At 43.0% G+C, this 14,064-nt stretch carries 14 protein-coding genes; 9 read left to right on the top strand and 5 right to left on the bottom strand.

Going from position 1 to position 14,064, the window contains the following annotated elements; genetic code table 11:
- Window positions 1-137: 137 nt before the first annotated feature.
- The gene (locus tag RMZ95_RS04810; RefSeq protein WP_322671760.1) at window positions 138-1,097 is read right to left on the bottom strand and encodes a glycosyltransferase family 9 protein; all 960 of its coding nucleotides are present in this window, start codon (window positions 1,095-1,097) and stop codon (window positions 138-140) included.
- 69 nt (window positions 1,098-1,166) lie between these two features.
- Here RMZ95_RS04810 and ispD point away from each other — a divergent pair, with 69 nt between their 5' ends.
- The 3 genes from ispD to RMZ95_RS04795 all read left to right on the top strand — a co-directional run bounded on the left by ispD (window position 1,167) and on the right by RMZ95_RS04795 (window position 3,148).
- On the top strand, window positions 1,167-1,856 hold the full coding sequence (ispD, locus tag RMZ95_RS04805; protein WP_322686333.1) for a 2-C-methyl-D-erythritol 4-phosphate cytidylyltransferase: 690 nt from the start codon (window positions 1,167-1,169) through the stop codon (window positions 1,854-1,856).
- Between the two features lie 224 nt (window positions 1,857-2,080).
- Window positions 2,081-2,629, top strand: coding sequence for an SMC-Scp complex subunit ScpB (gene scpB, locus RMZ95_RS04800; protein WP_322686334.1), 549 nt, complete (start codon window positions 2,081-2,083; stop codon window positions 2,627-2,629).
- A 171-nt stretch (window positions 2,630-2,800) separates the two neighbouring features.
- Window positions 2,801-3,148, top strand: coding sequence for a DUF760 domain-containing protein (locus RMZ95_RS04795; protein ID WP_322671763.1), 348 nt, complete (start codon window positions 2,801-2,803; stop codon window positions 3,146-3,148).
- Between the two features lie 97 nt (window positions 3,149-3,245).
- Here the strand turns inward: RMZ95_RS04795 and RMZ95_RS04790 are convergent, their stop codons facing one another.
- Entirely contained in the window at window positions 3,246-4,454 is a 1,209-nt protein-coding gene (locus RMZ95_RS04790) for an HhoA/HhoB/HtrA family serine endopeptidase (protein WP_322671764.1), read from the bottom strand.
- Between the two features lie 314 nt (window positions 4,455-4,768).
- On the opposite strand from RMZ95_RS04790, the gene RMZ95_RS04785 reads away from it, so the two are divergent.
- Window positions 4,769-5,659 carry a M23 family metallopeptidase gene (locus RMZ95_RS04785; RefSeq protein WP_322686335.1) on the top strand — a complete coding sequence of 297 codons (891 nt, stop codon included), beginning with the start codon at window positions 4,769-4,771 and terminating at the stop codon, window positions 5,657-5,659.
- 85 nt (window positions 5,660-5,744) lie between these two features.
- Here the strand turns inward: RMZ95_RS04785 and RMZ95_RS04780 are convergent, their stop codons facing one another.
- On the bottom strand, window positions 5,745-6,782 hold the full coding sequence (locus RMZ95_RS04780; RefSeq protein WP_322686336.1) for an isochorismatase: 1,038 nt from the start codon (window positions 6,780-6,782) through the stop codon (window positions 5,745-5,747).
- Window positions 6,783-6,950: 168 nt separating this feature from the next.
- Here RMZ95_RS04780 and RMZ95_RS04775 point away from each other — a divergent pair, with 168 nt between their 5' ends.
- From RMZ95_RS04775 to ctpC, 4 genes are all read left to right on the top strand, one after another.
- Entirely contained in the window at window positions 6,951-7,364 is a 414-nt protein-coding gene (locus RMZ95_RS04775; protein WP_322686337.1) for a pentapeptide repeat-containing protein, read from the top strand.
- On the top strand, window positions 7,365-7,844 hold the full coding sequence (locus RMZ95_RS04770) for a pentapeptide repeat-containing protein (RefSeq protein ID WP_322686338.1): 480 nt from the start codon (window positions 7,365-7,367) through the stop codon (window positions 7,842-7,844). It abuts the gene before it with no gap.
- 582 nt (window positions 7,845-8,426) lie between these two features.
- Window positions 8,427-9,653 (top strand): (E)-4-hydroxy-3-methylbut-2-enyl-diphosphate synthase, encoded by a 1,227-nt coding sequence (ispG, locus tag RMZ95_RS04765; protein ID WP_322686339.1) that lies wholly within the window; start codon window positions 8,427-8,429, stop codon window positions 9,651-9,653.
- A 285-nt stretch (window positions 9,654-9,938) separates the two neighbouring features.
- A complete protein-coding gene (gene ctpC, locus RMZ95_RS04760; RefSeq protein ID WP_322686340.1) occupies window positions 9,939-11,222 on the top strand; it encodes a carboxyl-terminal processing protease CtpC in 1,284 nt (427 codons plus the stop codon).
- A 78-nt stretch (window positions 11,223-11,300) separates the two neighbouring features.
- On the opposite strand, the gene RMZ95_RS04755 is transcribed toward ctpC, so the two are convergent.
- Complete coding sequence (locus tag RMZ95_RS04755; RefSeq protein WP_322686341.1) at window positions 11,301-11,486, bottom strand: DDE transposase family protein; 186 nt, start codon at window positions 11,484-11,486, stop codon at window positions 11,301-11,303.
- 269 nt (window positions 11,487-11,755) lie between these two features.
- Between RMZ95_RS04755 and RMZ95_RS04750 the strand changes: the two genes are divergently transcribed.
- Complete coding sequence (locus tag RMZ95_RS04750; RefSeq protein ID WP_322686342.1) at window positions 11,756-11,956, top strand: DUF6887 family protein; 201 nt, start codon at window positions 11,756-11,758, stop codon at window positions 11,954-11,956.
- Between the two features lie 82 nt (window positions 11,957-12,038).
- Here the strand turns inward: RMZ95_RS04750 and RMZ95_RS04745 are convergent, their stop codons facing one another.
- Complete coding sequence (locus RMZ95_RS04745) at window positions 12,039-13,766, bottom strand: succinate dehydrogenase/fumarate reductase flavoprotein subunit (RefSeq protein ID WP_322686343.1); 1,728 nt, start codon at window positions 13,764-13,766, stop codon at window positions 12,039-12,041.
- Between the last annotated feature and the right edge of the window lie 298 nt (window positions 13,767-14,064).

Genomic DNA, 14,064 nt, shown 5'->3' with positions numbered 1-14,064 from the left:
CAAGTTGGCAACGGCTGAGTGATAAATTATAGAGCTTTTCATTTGTATGCATTATATATTCACCTCTCTCTTTCCAGGAGAGAGGTTTTGAGGCTTACTGTCTGTTCTAGGTATCTAAGTTTGGGAAAACTACTGGTTTAGCCACCCCAAATTTTCTCTAAAACTGTGTTTGGTGAAATATCCGCCGTTTTTCCCGTAAGGGATTCAATAGCTAGGAATTTATCGTTTTTCGGCAACAACTTAGCTGGATTGCTGGGCCCAAAGATGGCAATGGTATAAGTTTGAACTGCAACACTCAGTTGTAGGGCCGCGCTATCAGTAGATAACATCAAATTTGCCCCAGCAATTATGGCAGTTAACTTACCAATATCATCTGGGGCAGTCACCTTGATATCTGGAGAAGACTCCAGAAGCGATCGCACAAACAGCTCATCATCAAGCCCCTTAATAAGCACCACAGGTAAATCCGGCTGCTTTTGTTGGAAGGCTTGAATAATTTGTTGCCAATTCTCGACAGGGTAGATTTTATCCAGTTCTTTAGCCTGGGATAACTGGCCAGAACCCCCATGAATCAAGATATAGCCTGTTTCATGAACCCCTAAACGTTTTTGTTCCTTTTGTGCCCATTCAATATCTGGTTTTGGTACATTTACTGCTAACTCTGGGACAGGGCTATTTATTTCCAACGGTTGCAGCAAGTCGTGATAAACTGCTGCGACATATTGGGATGATTTCAACGGCACAGTATGGGTAAGAAAACCCGATCCTTTGCCTTGGTAGCCAATGCGTATAGGAATTCCCGTCAACCAGAGTAAAAGACCCACCAACCAATTTTGCTTAACAGCAATGGCAACATCGTATTCGCGATCGCGAATTGTCCCAACTAAATTACCCCAATCTGCCAGACTGTTACGGTCATTAAAATCAAAGTTCAGCACCTCGTGAACTGACTTGCTCACTCGGTAGGCAGCCTTTGACCGGGGTTCAACAACGACATCTATCTGAGCATCAGGGTAATGGCGCTTCAGGTCATCTAGAGTCGGAAAGAAGAGAATTTGGTCGCCAATTCCGCCAGGTACAAGGGCTACTACTCGCATAATATTTATTGACGCTTACTCGCTCCCTATTTTAGGGGAAAATATATAGCTTAAAGATTGAGGAATTCTGTGTATTTACTAATTCCAGCTGCGGGAATCGGAAAAAGAATGGGTAGTAACCGCAATAAACTCCTGCTAAGAGTGCGATCGCAACCAATTATTGCTTGGACTTTATTAGCCGCAGAAGCCGCCAGTACAATCAGTTGGATCGGGATCATTTCTCAGTCTAGCGATTGGCCAGAGTTCAATGCAATTCTCGCCGATCTGAAGCTGACTAAACCAGTAGAATTGATTCAAGGCGGCTCCACTCGCCAAGAATCTGTTTACAATGGCTTGCAATCTCTGCCAATAGCCGCAGAACAAGTGTTGATTCACGATGGTGCTAGATGCCTGGTAACATCAGATTTATTTAACTCTTGTGCCGAGGCCATTCGCCACTGTCCCGGTTTAATTGCTGGTGTACCCGTCAAAGACACCATCAAAATTGTCAACGAACAAGGCATAATTCAAGAAACACCCGACAGACGACAACTATGGGCAGCACAAACTCCCCAAGGATTTGATGTCAAGTTGTTGAAACAGTGCCATGCTGAAGGAGTCCGTCAAGGTTGGGAAGTAACTGACGATGCTGCTTTATTTGAAAAGTGCGGCATTGAAGTCCGAATTATCGAGGGAGAAGAGACAAATTTAAAAGTGACCACTCCCCAAGATTTAGCGATCGCAGAATTTATTCTCACAAATAGAGGGACTGGGGATTAGGGACTGGGGACTGGGGGAGCAAGGGAGCAGAGGAGCAGGGGGAGAATAACTCCTAACTCAGCACTCATTACTCATTACTCAACACTGTTTTGCCCAATGCCCAATGCCCAATTTTAAAAAATACTTTGACAATTTACGATATAATGCCACACACTTGTTGATTGTTAGTTGTCATGTACTAATGACCAATGACTAATGACCAATGACAAACGACTAATGACTAAATGATTACAGCCACAGCGACGAAGATAGAAGCAATTCTCTATTTAAAGGGTAAACCCTTGTCGCTCGGCGAAATCGCCGAGTATGCCGCGTGCGATCGCGCCACTGTCAAAGAAGGCATAATTGAACTAATGGACAACTATGCCCACCGAGATAGTGCCCTAGAGGTAGTAGAAACTCCAGATGGTTACAGTTTGCAACTCCGGTCTGATTTTCATGACTTAGTGCAAACGATGATACCAGTAGAATTGGGTGTAGGTGCATTGCGAACTTTGGCAGCGATCGCCCTTAATAGTCCCATACTCCAAAGCGACTTGATTAACCTACGCGGTTCAGGAGTATATCAGCACGTCCCAGAACTCGTTGAACTTGGTTTCATCCGCAAACGCCGAGACAGCGATTCTCGCTCTTACTCACTCCAAGTAACCCCAAAATTCCATCAGTATTTCCAAATCGAACAACTTCCACAAATACTTTCTACAAATCAGAAGGAAGAACAACTAGAACTAGAACTAGAACTAGAACTAAAGGCAGTGGCGAGTGGGGAGTAAAGAAGGGAATAGGGTACAGGTTACAGCGTACAAATTATTCCCTATAACCTGTCATCTGTCATCTCTCCCCTAATCACACTCCCCTTCTCTTGACTTATACCCGTGGTGAATGCGCTACTCTTGTTCTATGGTTTAGAGTAGAGTTAGCAATTAAGCTAAATAAAACTGCCAATGGTGTTTAATCCTGACTTTTTGAATGACAACTCCGAGGAACACCCTAATCAACTTGTTTCCGACCACTCTGAGGAATACCCTAATCAGTTACTCAAATATCTACAGCATCAGTCTCCTGATGTTTTAGCTAGGGTTGCTCAGTCCGCCAGCCCCGAAATTAAACAAATCATCTCGCAAAATGTCCAAGGGCTAGTGGGAATGCTCCCGGCAGAAAATTTCAACGTGCAAATCACAACAGATCGGGAGAATTTAGCTGGACTTCTAGCGTCGGCCATGATGACGGGGTATTTTCTGCGCCAGATGGAACAAAGAATGCAGTTAGAGCATTTGTCTAATGGCCAATAGTTAATAGTCGCTAGTCAAACATTCTGGGACTATTGACCAAATAATCACTAATTCGTAATTCGGAATGACCCTCTCTAGAAATTACGAATCATTTTGACTAGTTCTTTTCAGGATAAGCTCCTGATTGGACTTTGAAGGTTTGAACTTTACCACTGCGGTTGACTTCGATCGCTATTATGTCTCCAACTTTGCTCGACTCTACCAGCCTCTGAACTTGGGCTGAAGTTTTGACTGGTTTCCCGTTAATTTTTTGAATCACGTCTCCAGGAAGCAGTCCTCCACGCTTGGCTGGGGAATCATCTGTGACTCCTTTAATCACAATTCCAGCATCCTGCTGAATATTCAGTTGATTTTCTTGATTAATCTGCTGTTTTCTGATGGGAGAAAGGTCTGCCATTTCAACACCCAAGAAGGGATGTTCTACACGCCCTTTAGTAAAAAGTTCATTAGCGATGCGGGCGGCGGTTTCGATGGGGATGGCAAAACCGAGTCCTTGAGCATCAGCGCGGATGGCTGTGTTAATACCAATCACCTCGCCTTGAGCGTTTAATAAGGGGCCACCAGAATTACCAGGGTTAATAGCGGCATCAGTTTGGATAAAGCTGACTCGCTTATCGGGGACACCAACTTGAGTGCTAGTACGATCCGTAGCGCTGATGATACCGATAGTGACAGTATTATCTAAACCCAAAGGATTGCCAATAGCGATCGCCCATTGCCCTGGAATCAGGTTTTGCGAATTGCCCAGTTTTACCGTCGGCAAATCATTCGCTTTTATTTTCACTACCGCCACATCTGTCACAGAATCAACTCCTACCACTTTCCCCTCTAAACTGCGACCATCTTTGAGGGTAACTTGCACTGTATCTGTATCTGCTACTACATGAGCGTTGGTGAGTAATTCTCCATCATCGCTCAAAATAAATCCCGATCCTGTACCGCGCTCAATGCGTTCTTGAGGAATTGGTTGGTCATCCTCTCCGAAGAATCGCCGCAAGATGGGATTTTTCAAAGCGTCAGAGATAGGATTGGCTACCTTGCGAGTCGCATTAATTCGCACTACAGCCGGGCCAACTTTTTGCACTGCCGTCGCAATAAAATTCACGTTATCGCCACCAGTAGCCCCAATAGCTCCGTTAGGAGAATTCGGAACTATGGATTCTGGAGGCGAAGCCATTGTTACATTTTTTAGCTGTTGGAACGAGCGATTTTGGGGAATGAGATAGCGACTGCCAAACAAACCTGCACCACCGCCAATTACCAGTAAAAACACATAAACCGCCAGTTGCTTTAAGGATAACTTCATATTGTTTTGCTCAAGAACAGCAATGCAGTTGCTAATTTCTAAGTGTAGTCAAGCGAACGGCAAGTGGACAGATCAATTTACGAGAAATTAGGGATTGGGCATTGGGCATGGGGCATTGGGGATTGGACATTGGGAATTGGGCATTAAGCATGGAGAAGAGACAAAAAAGACAAGAAAGAAGGGGAGACTTGGGAGAGATTTTCAATAATTCCCCCTTGTCCCTCTTGCCCCCCTTGTCTCCCCTGCTCCTCTGCTCCCCAATTCCCATTCTTCCCATCTAAAATCTAAAGTTAATGCGCTATTGACCTTTATACATGACTTTACCCTTTCGTCAACTATTTCTCTGTAGCTTAAGCGCCTTGGGCCTAGTAAGCATACTGCCATACTCAAACAGTGCTAACGCTGCTGTAAGTGGTTGCTCAACTCCAGCCCTATCTCGCTTCCAACGCCATAAAGTTGTTCGTGGCGAAACTTTGGAGAGCATAGCGCAGCGCTACAATCTCATTCCGACAACTATTATTGGCATGAATCCAGCTTTGCAGAACGGTGCAGCTGCCGCCGTTGGTAGTGTGCTTCAAATTCCTCCCTACAATGGGATTGTAGTCGAAGTGCCTCGCGGTCAAACTTGGCGACAAGTGGCAGCACAATACAAAGTTCGCGCTGATAGCCTGTTTGAGGTGAATGGCTGCCAACAAAACCCCAGAATCGTGTTTGTTCCGGGGGTAAATTGGTCGCCCAATGGTGTTGTAACTAAGTCCCCTTTACCTACTGATGCAGGTACACCAAACCGTGCTTCTTTGTCGGGATACCCCTTAGCGCAAATAGCAACTGTAGGATTAGCTTACGGCTGGCAAATAGATCCGGCGACAGGTGAAGTTTTCTTCCACAGTGGTGTTGACTTATTATCACCAGTTGGTAGTAATGTGGTAGCGATCGCCCCTGGAACTGTAGCCTTTGCCAGCGATCGAGGTTCTTATGGCAAATTGGTCATTATTAACCACAGTGGCGGACTTCAAAGCCGATACGCCCAGCTTGACAGCATCAAAGTTACTATCGGTCAGCAAATGAAAAAAGGAGACTTACTGGGAACAGTAGGAACTAGTGGAAAACCAAGTTCCGCTCAACCGCACCTCCATTTTGAAGTGCGTTCTAGCTCATCTCTGGGTTGGGTAGCAGAAGATCCAAAGGGCTATTTGAAAAAATGAAGTTCGTTTTGAAACGCAGAGGAAATCTCTGTGTTCCTCTGCGAAACCTTCTCTACGAGACGCTTTGCGAATGCGATCCTTTGCGTTAAAAAAAAGATGCTATATTTTCGCTAGATTTTACAATGTGCATTCCTGCCTCTGCAAACCTTGCAAATGCTGCATCTGCCTGTTCTGTGTAGTCCACAACATTGGGGACAACAACGGGGGAAGTGCAATCTTCTAGCAGATAGATTTTTTTCGCCAGGGTAGCATCTACCTGTTTAATTTCTGCTAATAAATCGTCAATTGTCCAAGCGACACAGTGACTTTTAGCTTGACCACCAATAATTACTGCATCATATTCTAAAAGTTGTTTAATCAGGCGCGTGTTCTTTTGAGCGAGTGGACGTTGATCAAAATCTTCCAACACTTCTGGACGCAAAATAGAATAGTTTTCTGTTAAAGGATTTTCACCTTTGATTTCAAATTGCGTTTGACTCTGACGCGCAATGCCGTGGAAAAATATCGCTTCTTCTACCGATGAAACTAGAGCATGACCAATACCACCCAACATAGAATGATAAGGCCAAACAGTGAGAGGATATTTACCGTCTTGACTGAGTTTCTTAAGGTAATGGTAAGCGTGTTTTTCTAATAATTCATAATCCCCATTAGTAACACTGTTAGCAACTGCTGGGTTAACTTTCCAGATACCTTGTTCAACATCTGCTGGTGTGATGCTAGTTGCTGCTTGAGTGGGATGTTCTCCGGCGGCGTTCACCCAAAAGATTGGATGGAAAATTTGCGTTGCTGTGTGAGTATCTAGAGTTGGTACAATTTTCGTGATTATTCCCAAATTTCGATAGATAAACTCAGATAATCTGACGTTATCATCCACCGCCGCATTCCCGGATTTCCCACCTACAAATAGTTCAAATCCAGGGATGCAGAAGGTGTTTTGGACATCAATTAATAGTAAGCAAATCCGGCTTTTATCTAAAGATGCAGGTTTGATATCGTGTTGTTTTGCCCAGATTTCAGCTTCGGCGGCATGTTCTTGGTAAGGTACGCGCCAGACTTCGCCGACTTTTTCAGGATTAAAGTGTGGGGGAATTGGTAGTTGAGGTGTTATTTGGGTGTTCATAATTACAGCCGCTTTTATTCTGTAATAACATCTATAATTTCAATCCCCCAATTTTCTCAAGTCTAGAGTTACCTTAGTAAACTCGCTCCTCATTTTCCTTGCTTAATAGCATATTTGTATTATTAAATAAATTTAGCGTTAGCAAAGCTTAACGAAGTTATCGCTCTTATGAACCGAGATGAATTACTTAAACGCTATGCCGCAGGTGAGAGAGACTTTTCAGGAGTTGACCTTAGTCGTGCCAAACTAAAAGGTGTTGAGTTGTATGGTGTCAACCTCAGTAAAGCAAATCTCAGTAATGTTGATTTACACTATGCTGATATCATTTGTAGCAATTTGCAAGAAGCTAACCTGAGTGAAGTTCACCTAGATCATACTCGCATTGATGAATGCAATTTAACAGGTGCTAACTTGAGAGGTATGTATGCATTTCAGTCATCTTTTGAAGGTTCTAATTTAACTGGTGCTGATTTGAGTCAGGCTCGATTAAGAGAAATCGGTTTGCAGGGTGTAAATCTCAGTGATACTAACTGGGAAAAAGCAAATATTGATAATTGGTTTGTAGTCGAATTTAAGCATTAGTTGAAAAAAGTTTATCTTAAGCGTACTGTTTTATATGTTGACGATACCAATGAAATAAATAACTGTGAAGCAAATTTAACTGATGCTATTTACTATAATTCTGATGGTTTTAAAGACACAGCAGCAAATGATCCACCAGGTGTAATTCGCATATATCCCGGTGCTGACTTAAGTGGACTAGATTTTAGCGGTTGTAATTTCAGCGGTCTTGACTTACAAGGTGTAAATCTGAGTGGCAGTAATTTAAGAGGTGCTAACTTAATACACACAGACTTAAGGAATGCTAACCTCACAAATACAGACTTGCGAGATACTTATTTGAGATATACAGACTTGCAGGGCGCTATCTTATACAACACTATCATGCCAGAAAAGAGAATTGAAGAAAATCAACTACATAAGGTTGAAGATCCTGAAGAGATTGATTATCTATTAGATTTAGATAATGACGAATTAACTTTTGATGATGACGACCAATAATTTATTCACCATTTGTATTAATTTCCATTACTTACATCTATGAGGCTTGAGAATTGGATACTTACAGAGTATAGTTGTAATTAAAATCGCATCATCAGGAATTGAGTTAATTATATCAGGTTAGGTTAAACACTTCTAATATCTGTAGGTTGGATTGAGGAACGAAACCCAACATTTGATCCATATTCATCTTGGGTTTCACTGGCGTTCAACCCAACCTACATTGATAGATTTTATTATAAGTAATCACCCGAACTTGATATTACAGATATTGCAGGTTGGGTCATATAATTACTGAATTAATAGTAATATTTGTAACTCAATAATAAAGCGATCGCTTCCTTAAGCTTTGCTGCTGAACGCTGCGCGATCGCTACTCAAGCTACTCAGTTAAAATAATTTTTCAGCAATATATCTTTACAAGTGAGCAAAACCTTTAAATTGCTCTTTATTTCTTTGCCTGTCTTATTTTCCTTTTTTTTCTACCTAATCGTCCCAAAGAGCCACCACCTGTGGCAATCTGGGAAACAGAGATTTATCAAATCTGATATTTTAACGACAGCAAATTTACCTAATCAGGTTATGCAAACTCTGCCCATAGTAGATACTTCAAATACTACATCAAGCCAACCTACCTTTGATACAACTATCAAGCGGCGTAAAACCCGCCCCGTAAAGGTAGGAAATGTCACCATTGGCGGTGGCTACCCCGTTGTAGTGCAGTCAATGATTAACGAAGACACCCTTGATATTGATGGTTCCGTGGCTGGTATTCGTCGTCTGCACGAAATAGGCTGCGAAATTGTCCGCGTCACAGTGCCGAGTATGGCTCATGCTAAAGCTTTAGCAGAAATTAAACAAAAATTAATTAAAACTTACCAAGATGTGCCCATTGTGGCTGATGTCCATCACAACGGACTAAAAATCGCCGTGGAAGTCTCCAAGCACATAGAAAAAGTGCGGATTAATCCGGGGTTATATGTCTTTGAAAAGCCCAACGTCAATCGAACCGAGTATACTAAATCCGAATTTGACGAAATTGGCGATAAAATCCGCGAAACCCTAGAACCTCTGGTAGTTTCTTTGCGCGATCAAGGTAAATCTATGCGAATTGGGGTAAATCACGGTTCCCTCGCAGAAAGGATGCTATTTACCTACGGTGACACCCCCGAAGGAATGGTGGAATCTGCTATAGAATTCATTCGCATCTGTGAATCCTTGGATTTCCGCAACTTGGTAGTTTCCATGAAAGCCTCACGAGTCCCGGTGATGGTAGCCGCCTATCGCCTGATAGCCAAGCGCATGGATGAACTGGGTATGGATTACCCGTTACATTTAGGCGTTACGGAAGCCGGTGATGGCGAATACGGGCGAATTAAATCTACGGCTGGTATTGCTACCTTACTTGCTGATGGCATTGGCGATACAATTCGCGTCTCACTTACAGAAGCACCAGAAAAAGAAATTCCCGTCTGCTACAGCATTCTCCAAGCTTTGGGATTGCGAAAAACGATGGTGGAGTACGTCGCTTGTCCTTCCTGTGGGCGCACTTTGTTTAATCTAGAGGAAGTACTGCATAAAGTCCGGGAAGCCACTAAACACTTAACTGGACTAGATATTGCAGTGATGGGTTGTATTGTCAATGGCCCCGGAGAAATGGCAGATGCCGACTATGGGTATGTTGGCAAAACACCTGGTTATATTTCTTTGTATCGTGGTCGGGAAGAAATTAAAAAAGTCCCAGAAGATAAAGGTGTAGAGGAATTAATTAACCTCATTAAGGCAGATGAACGCTGGGTAGAACCTTAAAGGGAGCAGAGGGGCAGGGGGGCAGGGGAGGCAAGGGGGGACAACGGGGAATTATTGAACAAGTCTCTCCTTATCTTCCCCTTCTTCCTTGTCTACCTTGTCTCTTCTCAATGCCCAATGCCCCATACCCAGTCCCCAAAAACTTTGTATCTTTTAACCATCAAGGTCGCCGGATTGTCAAGTATTTTGTTTAAATTAAGGATACATACTCGGTCTGTACAGTGGTAGCCTGTGTTAGATTGAGCATACTGACTATATTATTTTCCCTCTGACGCAGCTGTCATTATGGTGATTACAAAAAATAGGCTTGTTTTGGGTGCTACGGCAGTTACACTCTCCACGATCGCTGTTACTAGCCTTGGCATTCATTCGCGAGGTCAGGCTTTATTTAAAGCAAGTCCTAAAGAATTAGTAGATGAAGTTTGGCAAATTGTTCAGCGCCAATATGTCGACGGTACTTTTAATCAGGTAGATTGGCAAGCTGTTCGTAAGGAATACTTGAGCAAGTCCTACAGTAATCCGCAGGATGCATATAAGTCCATTCGGGAAATGCTGAAAAAGCTAGATGACCCATACACCCGGTTTATGAGTCCAGAGGAATTCAAGAATATGCAGGTGGATACCTCTGGAGAATTGACAGGGATTGGGATCACCATTAGTCAGGATGAAAAAACCAAGCAATTGGTTGTAATTGCGCCAATCGAAGATACACCAGCCTTTAAAGCTGGTGTTTTGGCAAAAGATATCATCCTCAAAATTGACGGCAAAGATACCAAGGGGATGGATACTAACCAGGCAGTATCCTTGATTAGAGGTGAAGCAGGATCGAAAGTCAACTTGACTATTCAACGCGACAAGCAGATAAAACAATTTGATATTACACGGGCGCGAATTGAAATCCATCCAGTTAAGTTTTCTGAAAAGAAAACTCCAGCAGGCAATCTTGGTTACATCCGTTTGAACCAGTTCAGTGCCAATGCTGGTAAAGAAATGCAAACCGCTATCAAAAATTTAGAAAGCAAAAAGGTAGCTGGATATATTCTCGATCTGCGTGGTAATCCAGGCGGCTTACTCTTCTCCAGTGTCGATATTGCTCGGATGTGGATAGATAAAGGTAAGATTGTCTCCACTGTTGAACGCCAAGGAGAGGCAGAAAAGGAAGAGGCAAACGGAAAAGCGTTAACAAATAAACCCTTGGTGGTGCTGGTAGATAAAGGTTCCGCTAGTGCCAGTGAAATCCTCTCAGGGGCTTTGCAGGATAATAAGCGTGCTACTTTGGTCGGTACTCAAACCTTTGGTAAGGGACTAGTGCAATCAGTGCGTCCCCTGGAAGATGGTTCAGGATTAGCGGTGACAATTGCTCATTACTATACCCCCAATGGTACGGATATCAATCACAAAGGCATTTCGCCAGATGTGAAGGTGGATTTGAGCAAAAAGCAGATGGAAGATTTGTGGCTCCATGAACGCGACAAACTCGCGACTCTTGCAGATCCTCAATTCGCTAAAGCGGTGGAAGTGATAGGTAAAAAAATTGCTGCTCAGGGCACACCTACAGCAGAAAAATGAAGAGTTAGGAATAAAGTTAGGAGTGAGTAGTGAGGAGTTAGGAATAAAGTCCATCACTGTCAACTTCTAACTACTAACTTAAACTGGTTTGCATTTTCCAGCCCTAATAAGTCCGACACGTCGAGCGATCGCTTCTTCTTGCGAACTAAAAGGCCCCCACTGTTCTATAATTTCTAGATTATCATCGCCAAGTTGGTCGCTGGAGATAATTTCACAGTTTCCAGCAGAACGCTTGATAATGTACCAAGTTTGTGAATTGCTCATATTTTAAATAAAAATCTTGTTTTTATAGTAAGAATTTTATGCCATACAGAAAATATCTTCGCACTTGCTGAATCTGGGATTTAGCAAATGTAATCGTATAATTAGTTTTTTTCGGATCAATAATATCTTAGATGCTTGAGGGTAGTTTCTGTAGCTAACTCTACACTCAAAAGATTTTCTCTGTTAATTCGCTATCTTTTGGGCTTTATATTAGCTGGGCAAAATGAAGAAATAAAGCTAGAAATTACACCAGATGGTAGTACAGAACCATGAATAAGGTAAACTATGCAGCAATGAGCGACCAAGAGCTAAAAAGTTACTTTATCACCCACAAGGATGATAAGGAAGCCTTTTATGCTTACATGGATAGACGAAAATCTCGTCATCGTGATGCTACAATACAATTAAACGATCCGGCTTGGGAAGAAAAAATAATTGCTGTAATTCAGAAACAATTAAGTTCTGATTGATAACTTAACAATTTCATATTTTTAATCGAGGTGAACAAAATTTTTGTAATCACCTCGATTTCTCATATAAATTTACCTTTGGCTAATACTTCCGCTCTTTTGGCTCAAACATATTAATCGCTACCGGTCGATATTGAATATCAATTCCGGCTGGTGAATAGTAAGCCATTGTGTGTTTGAGAAAGTTAGTATCATCTCGCTGGGAATAATCTTCGCGGAAATGAGCGCCACGACTTTCTTGGCGATTTAAAGCTGATGCCAAAATAGTCTGTCCTACTACCATCAAACTTCTCAATTCCAAAGCTTCCACGAGTTCCGTATTCCAGCAACTACCTTTGTCATCTAAATAAATTTGCGGGTATTTTTGTTGTATTTCTTCTAATTTCTGCAAACCTTCAGTCATTAATGCCTCAGTGCGGAAAACACCGCAATAATCAGTCATACAATCCTGAAAAGCTTCACGGACTTGGTTAATGCGGTACTGTCCTGGTTGTTCTAGCAAAGCTTGAATTTGTTGCTGGGCTTCTGTTAGATACCGTTGCTCATTTACAGAAGGTAACTTACGTTTTTGCACAAATTTGGCGATCGCAGCTCCAGTTCTCTTACCATAAACTACACACTCCAGTAGTGAATTACTCCCCAAACGATTTGCACCATGTACAGAAACACAAGATGTTTCACCAGCCGCAAAGAAAGCATCAACTAAACCATCACCACTACTGCGAACTTGACCATCGGTATTAACTGGGATACCACCCATACAATAGTGAATTGTCGGGCGGACTGGCATCGGTTGAGTTACTGCGTCAACACCTACTAAACGATGGGCTTCTTCCCAACAAAAGGGAACACGACTCATAATTTTTTCTTTGCCCAGATGGCGCAGATCCAGATAGACAAAGGGGCCACCAGCATTGCCATTGAGATGAATACCACGTCCAGCGCGAATTTCGTAAGCGATCGCTCGTGAGGTAATATCACGAGGAGCTAGTTCCATGCGACTGGGTGCATAATTCGCCATAAAGCGATCGCCTTCACTGTTAATCAGATACGCCCCTTCTCCCCGTACCGCTTCCGAAATCAGTACCCCTACAGGATATAAACCAGTGGGATGAAACTGCACAAATTCCATATCTTCGAGGGGCAAACCTGCGATCGCAGTCATTGCCAAACCATCACCCGAAGAAGCGTAATCATTGGAGGTAGTGTTATAAACGCGACCATAGCCCCCGGTGGCAAACATCACCGCCTTAGCCCGCACCACCTCGATATGTCCATCCAAAAGATGGAACATGACCACACCCTTAGCCTCATTTTCTTCTAAAATGAGACGCATCACGTACCACTCTTCATAAACTTGCACCCCATAACGCCGCAAATTGTTAACCAATTCGTGCAAAATCGCATGACCGGTTTTGTCAGCAGCGTAACAAGTGCGGTTGTGAGAATGTCCGCCAAAAGCCCTTTGGGCAATGCGCCCATCGGGTAAGCGAGAGAACAAAACGCCGAGATGTTCCAAGTCAATCACCACATCCGGCGCTTCTTGGGCGAGAATCGCTACAGCGTCTTGGTCTGCCAAGTAATCAGAACCCTTGACAGTATCAAAAGCGTGTGCTTCCCAACTATCTTCGGAATCAACATTTTTCAGCGATGCAGCCATACCACCTTGAGCTGCAACCGAGTGAGAACGAATTGGGTGCGTTTTAGCAACCACAGCAATATTTAAACTAGGGTCAGTGCGGGCAATTTCTACAGCAGCGCGACATCCCGCCAATCCGCCCCCGACAATAATCACATCGTGTTCCAGCATAATTACCCCACTGATTGCAAACCACTGCTGTTCTATTGTAGAGACGTGATTAATGAGCTAGTGGGTTGTAGCAGTAGCATCTCTACAAAAAAATTCCCTGCTTCTATACAGGGACGTTGTAACAAATTTTGAAATTAGGAGTGAAAAGTTAAAAACAAAGATAGGACTTACGCAAAAATCGCCCAAAAGCTTAATTTGTCGAACCGCTAAGACGCCAAGACGCCAAGAATTCGTAAAGTGTGCGTAAGTCCTAAAAGAGTTATGGCACAGATGAAGTGACTCATAACTCATAATTCAT

This window comes from Nostoc sp. DedQUE07, assembly GCF_034530975.2.
Lineage (GTDB): Bacteria > Cyanobacteriota > Cyanobacteriia > Cyanobacteriales > Nostocaceae > Nostoc.
This window is presented reverse-complemented; position numbering and strand designations above follow the sequence as displayed.

Bases quoted from the DNA above. Each gene is read 5' to 3' on its own strand.
- RMZ95_RS04810 (WP_322671760.1), bottom strand. From the start codon at position 1,097: ATGCGAGTAGTAGCCCTTGTACCTGGCGGAATTGGCGACCAAATTCTC.
- scpB (WP_322686334.1), top strand. From the start codon at position 2,081: ATGATTACAGCCACAGCGACGAAGATAGAAGCAATTCTCTATTTAAAG.
- RMZ95_RS04795 (WP_322671763.1), top strand. From the start codon at position 2,801: ATGGTGTTTAATCCTGACTTTTTGAATGACAACTCCGAGGAACACCCT.
- RMZ95_RS04790 (WP_322671764.1), bottom strand. From the start codon at position 4,454: ATGAAGTTATCCTTAAAGCAACTGGCGGTTTATGTGTTTTTACTGGTA.
- RMZ95_RS04785 (WP_322686335.1), top strand. From the start codon at position 4,769: ATGACTTTACCCTTTCGTCAACTATTTCTCTGTAGCTTAAGCGCCTTG.
- RMZ95_RS04780 (WP_322686336.1), bottom strand. From the start codon at position 6,782: ATGAACACCCAAATAACACCTCAACTACCAATTCCCCCACACTTTAAT.
- RMZ95_RS04775 (WP_322686337.1), top strand. From the start codon at position 6,951: ATGAACCGAGATGAATTACTTAAACGCTATGCCGCAGGTGAGAGAGAC.
- ispG (WP_322686339.1), top strand. From the start codon at position 8,427: ATGCAAACTCTGCCCATAGTAGATACTTCAAATACTACATCAAGCCAA.
- ctpC (WP_322686340.1), top strand. From the start codon at position 9,939: ATGGTGATTACAAAAAATAGGCTTGTTTTGGGTGCTACGGCAGTTACA.
- RMZ95_RS04755 (WP_322686341.1), bottom strand. From the start codon at position 11,486: ATGAGCAATTCACAAACTTGGTACATTATCAAGCGTTCTGCTGGAAAC.
- RMZ95_RS04750 (WP_322686342.1), top strand. From the start codon at position 11,756: ATGAATAAGGTAAACTATGCAGCAATGAGCGACCAAGAGCTAAAAAGT.
- RMZ95_RS04745 (WP_322686343.1), bottom strand. From the start codon at position 13,766: ATGCTGGAACACGATGTGATTATTGTCGGGGGCGGATTGGCGGGATGT.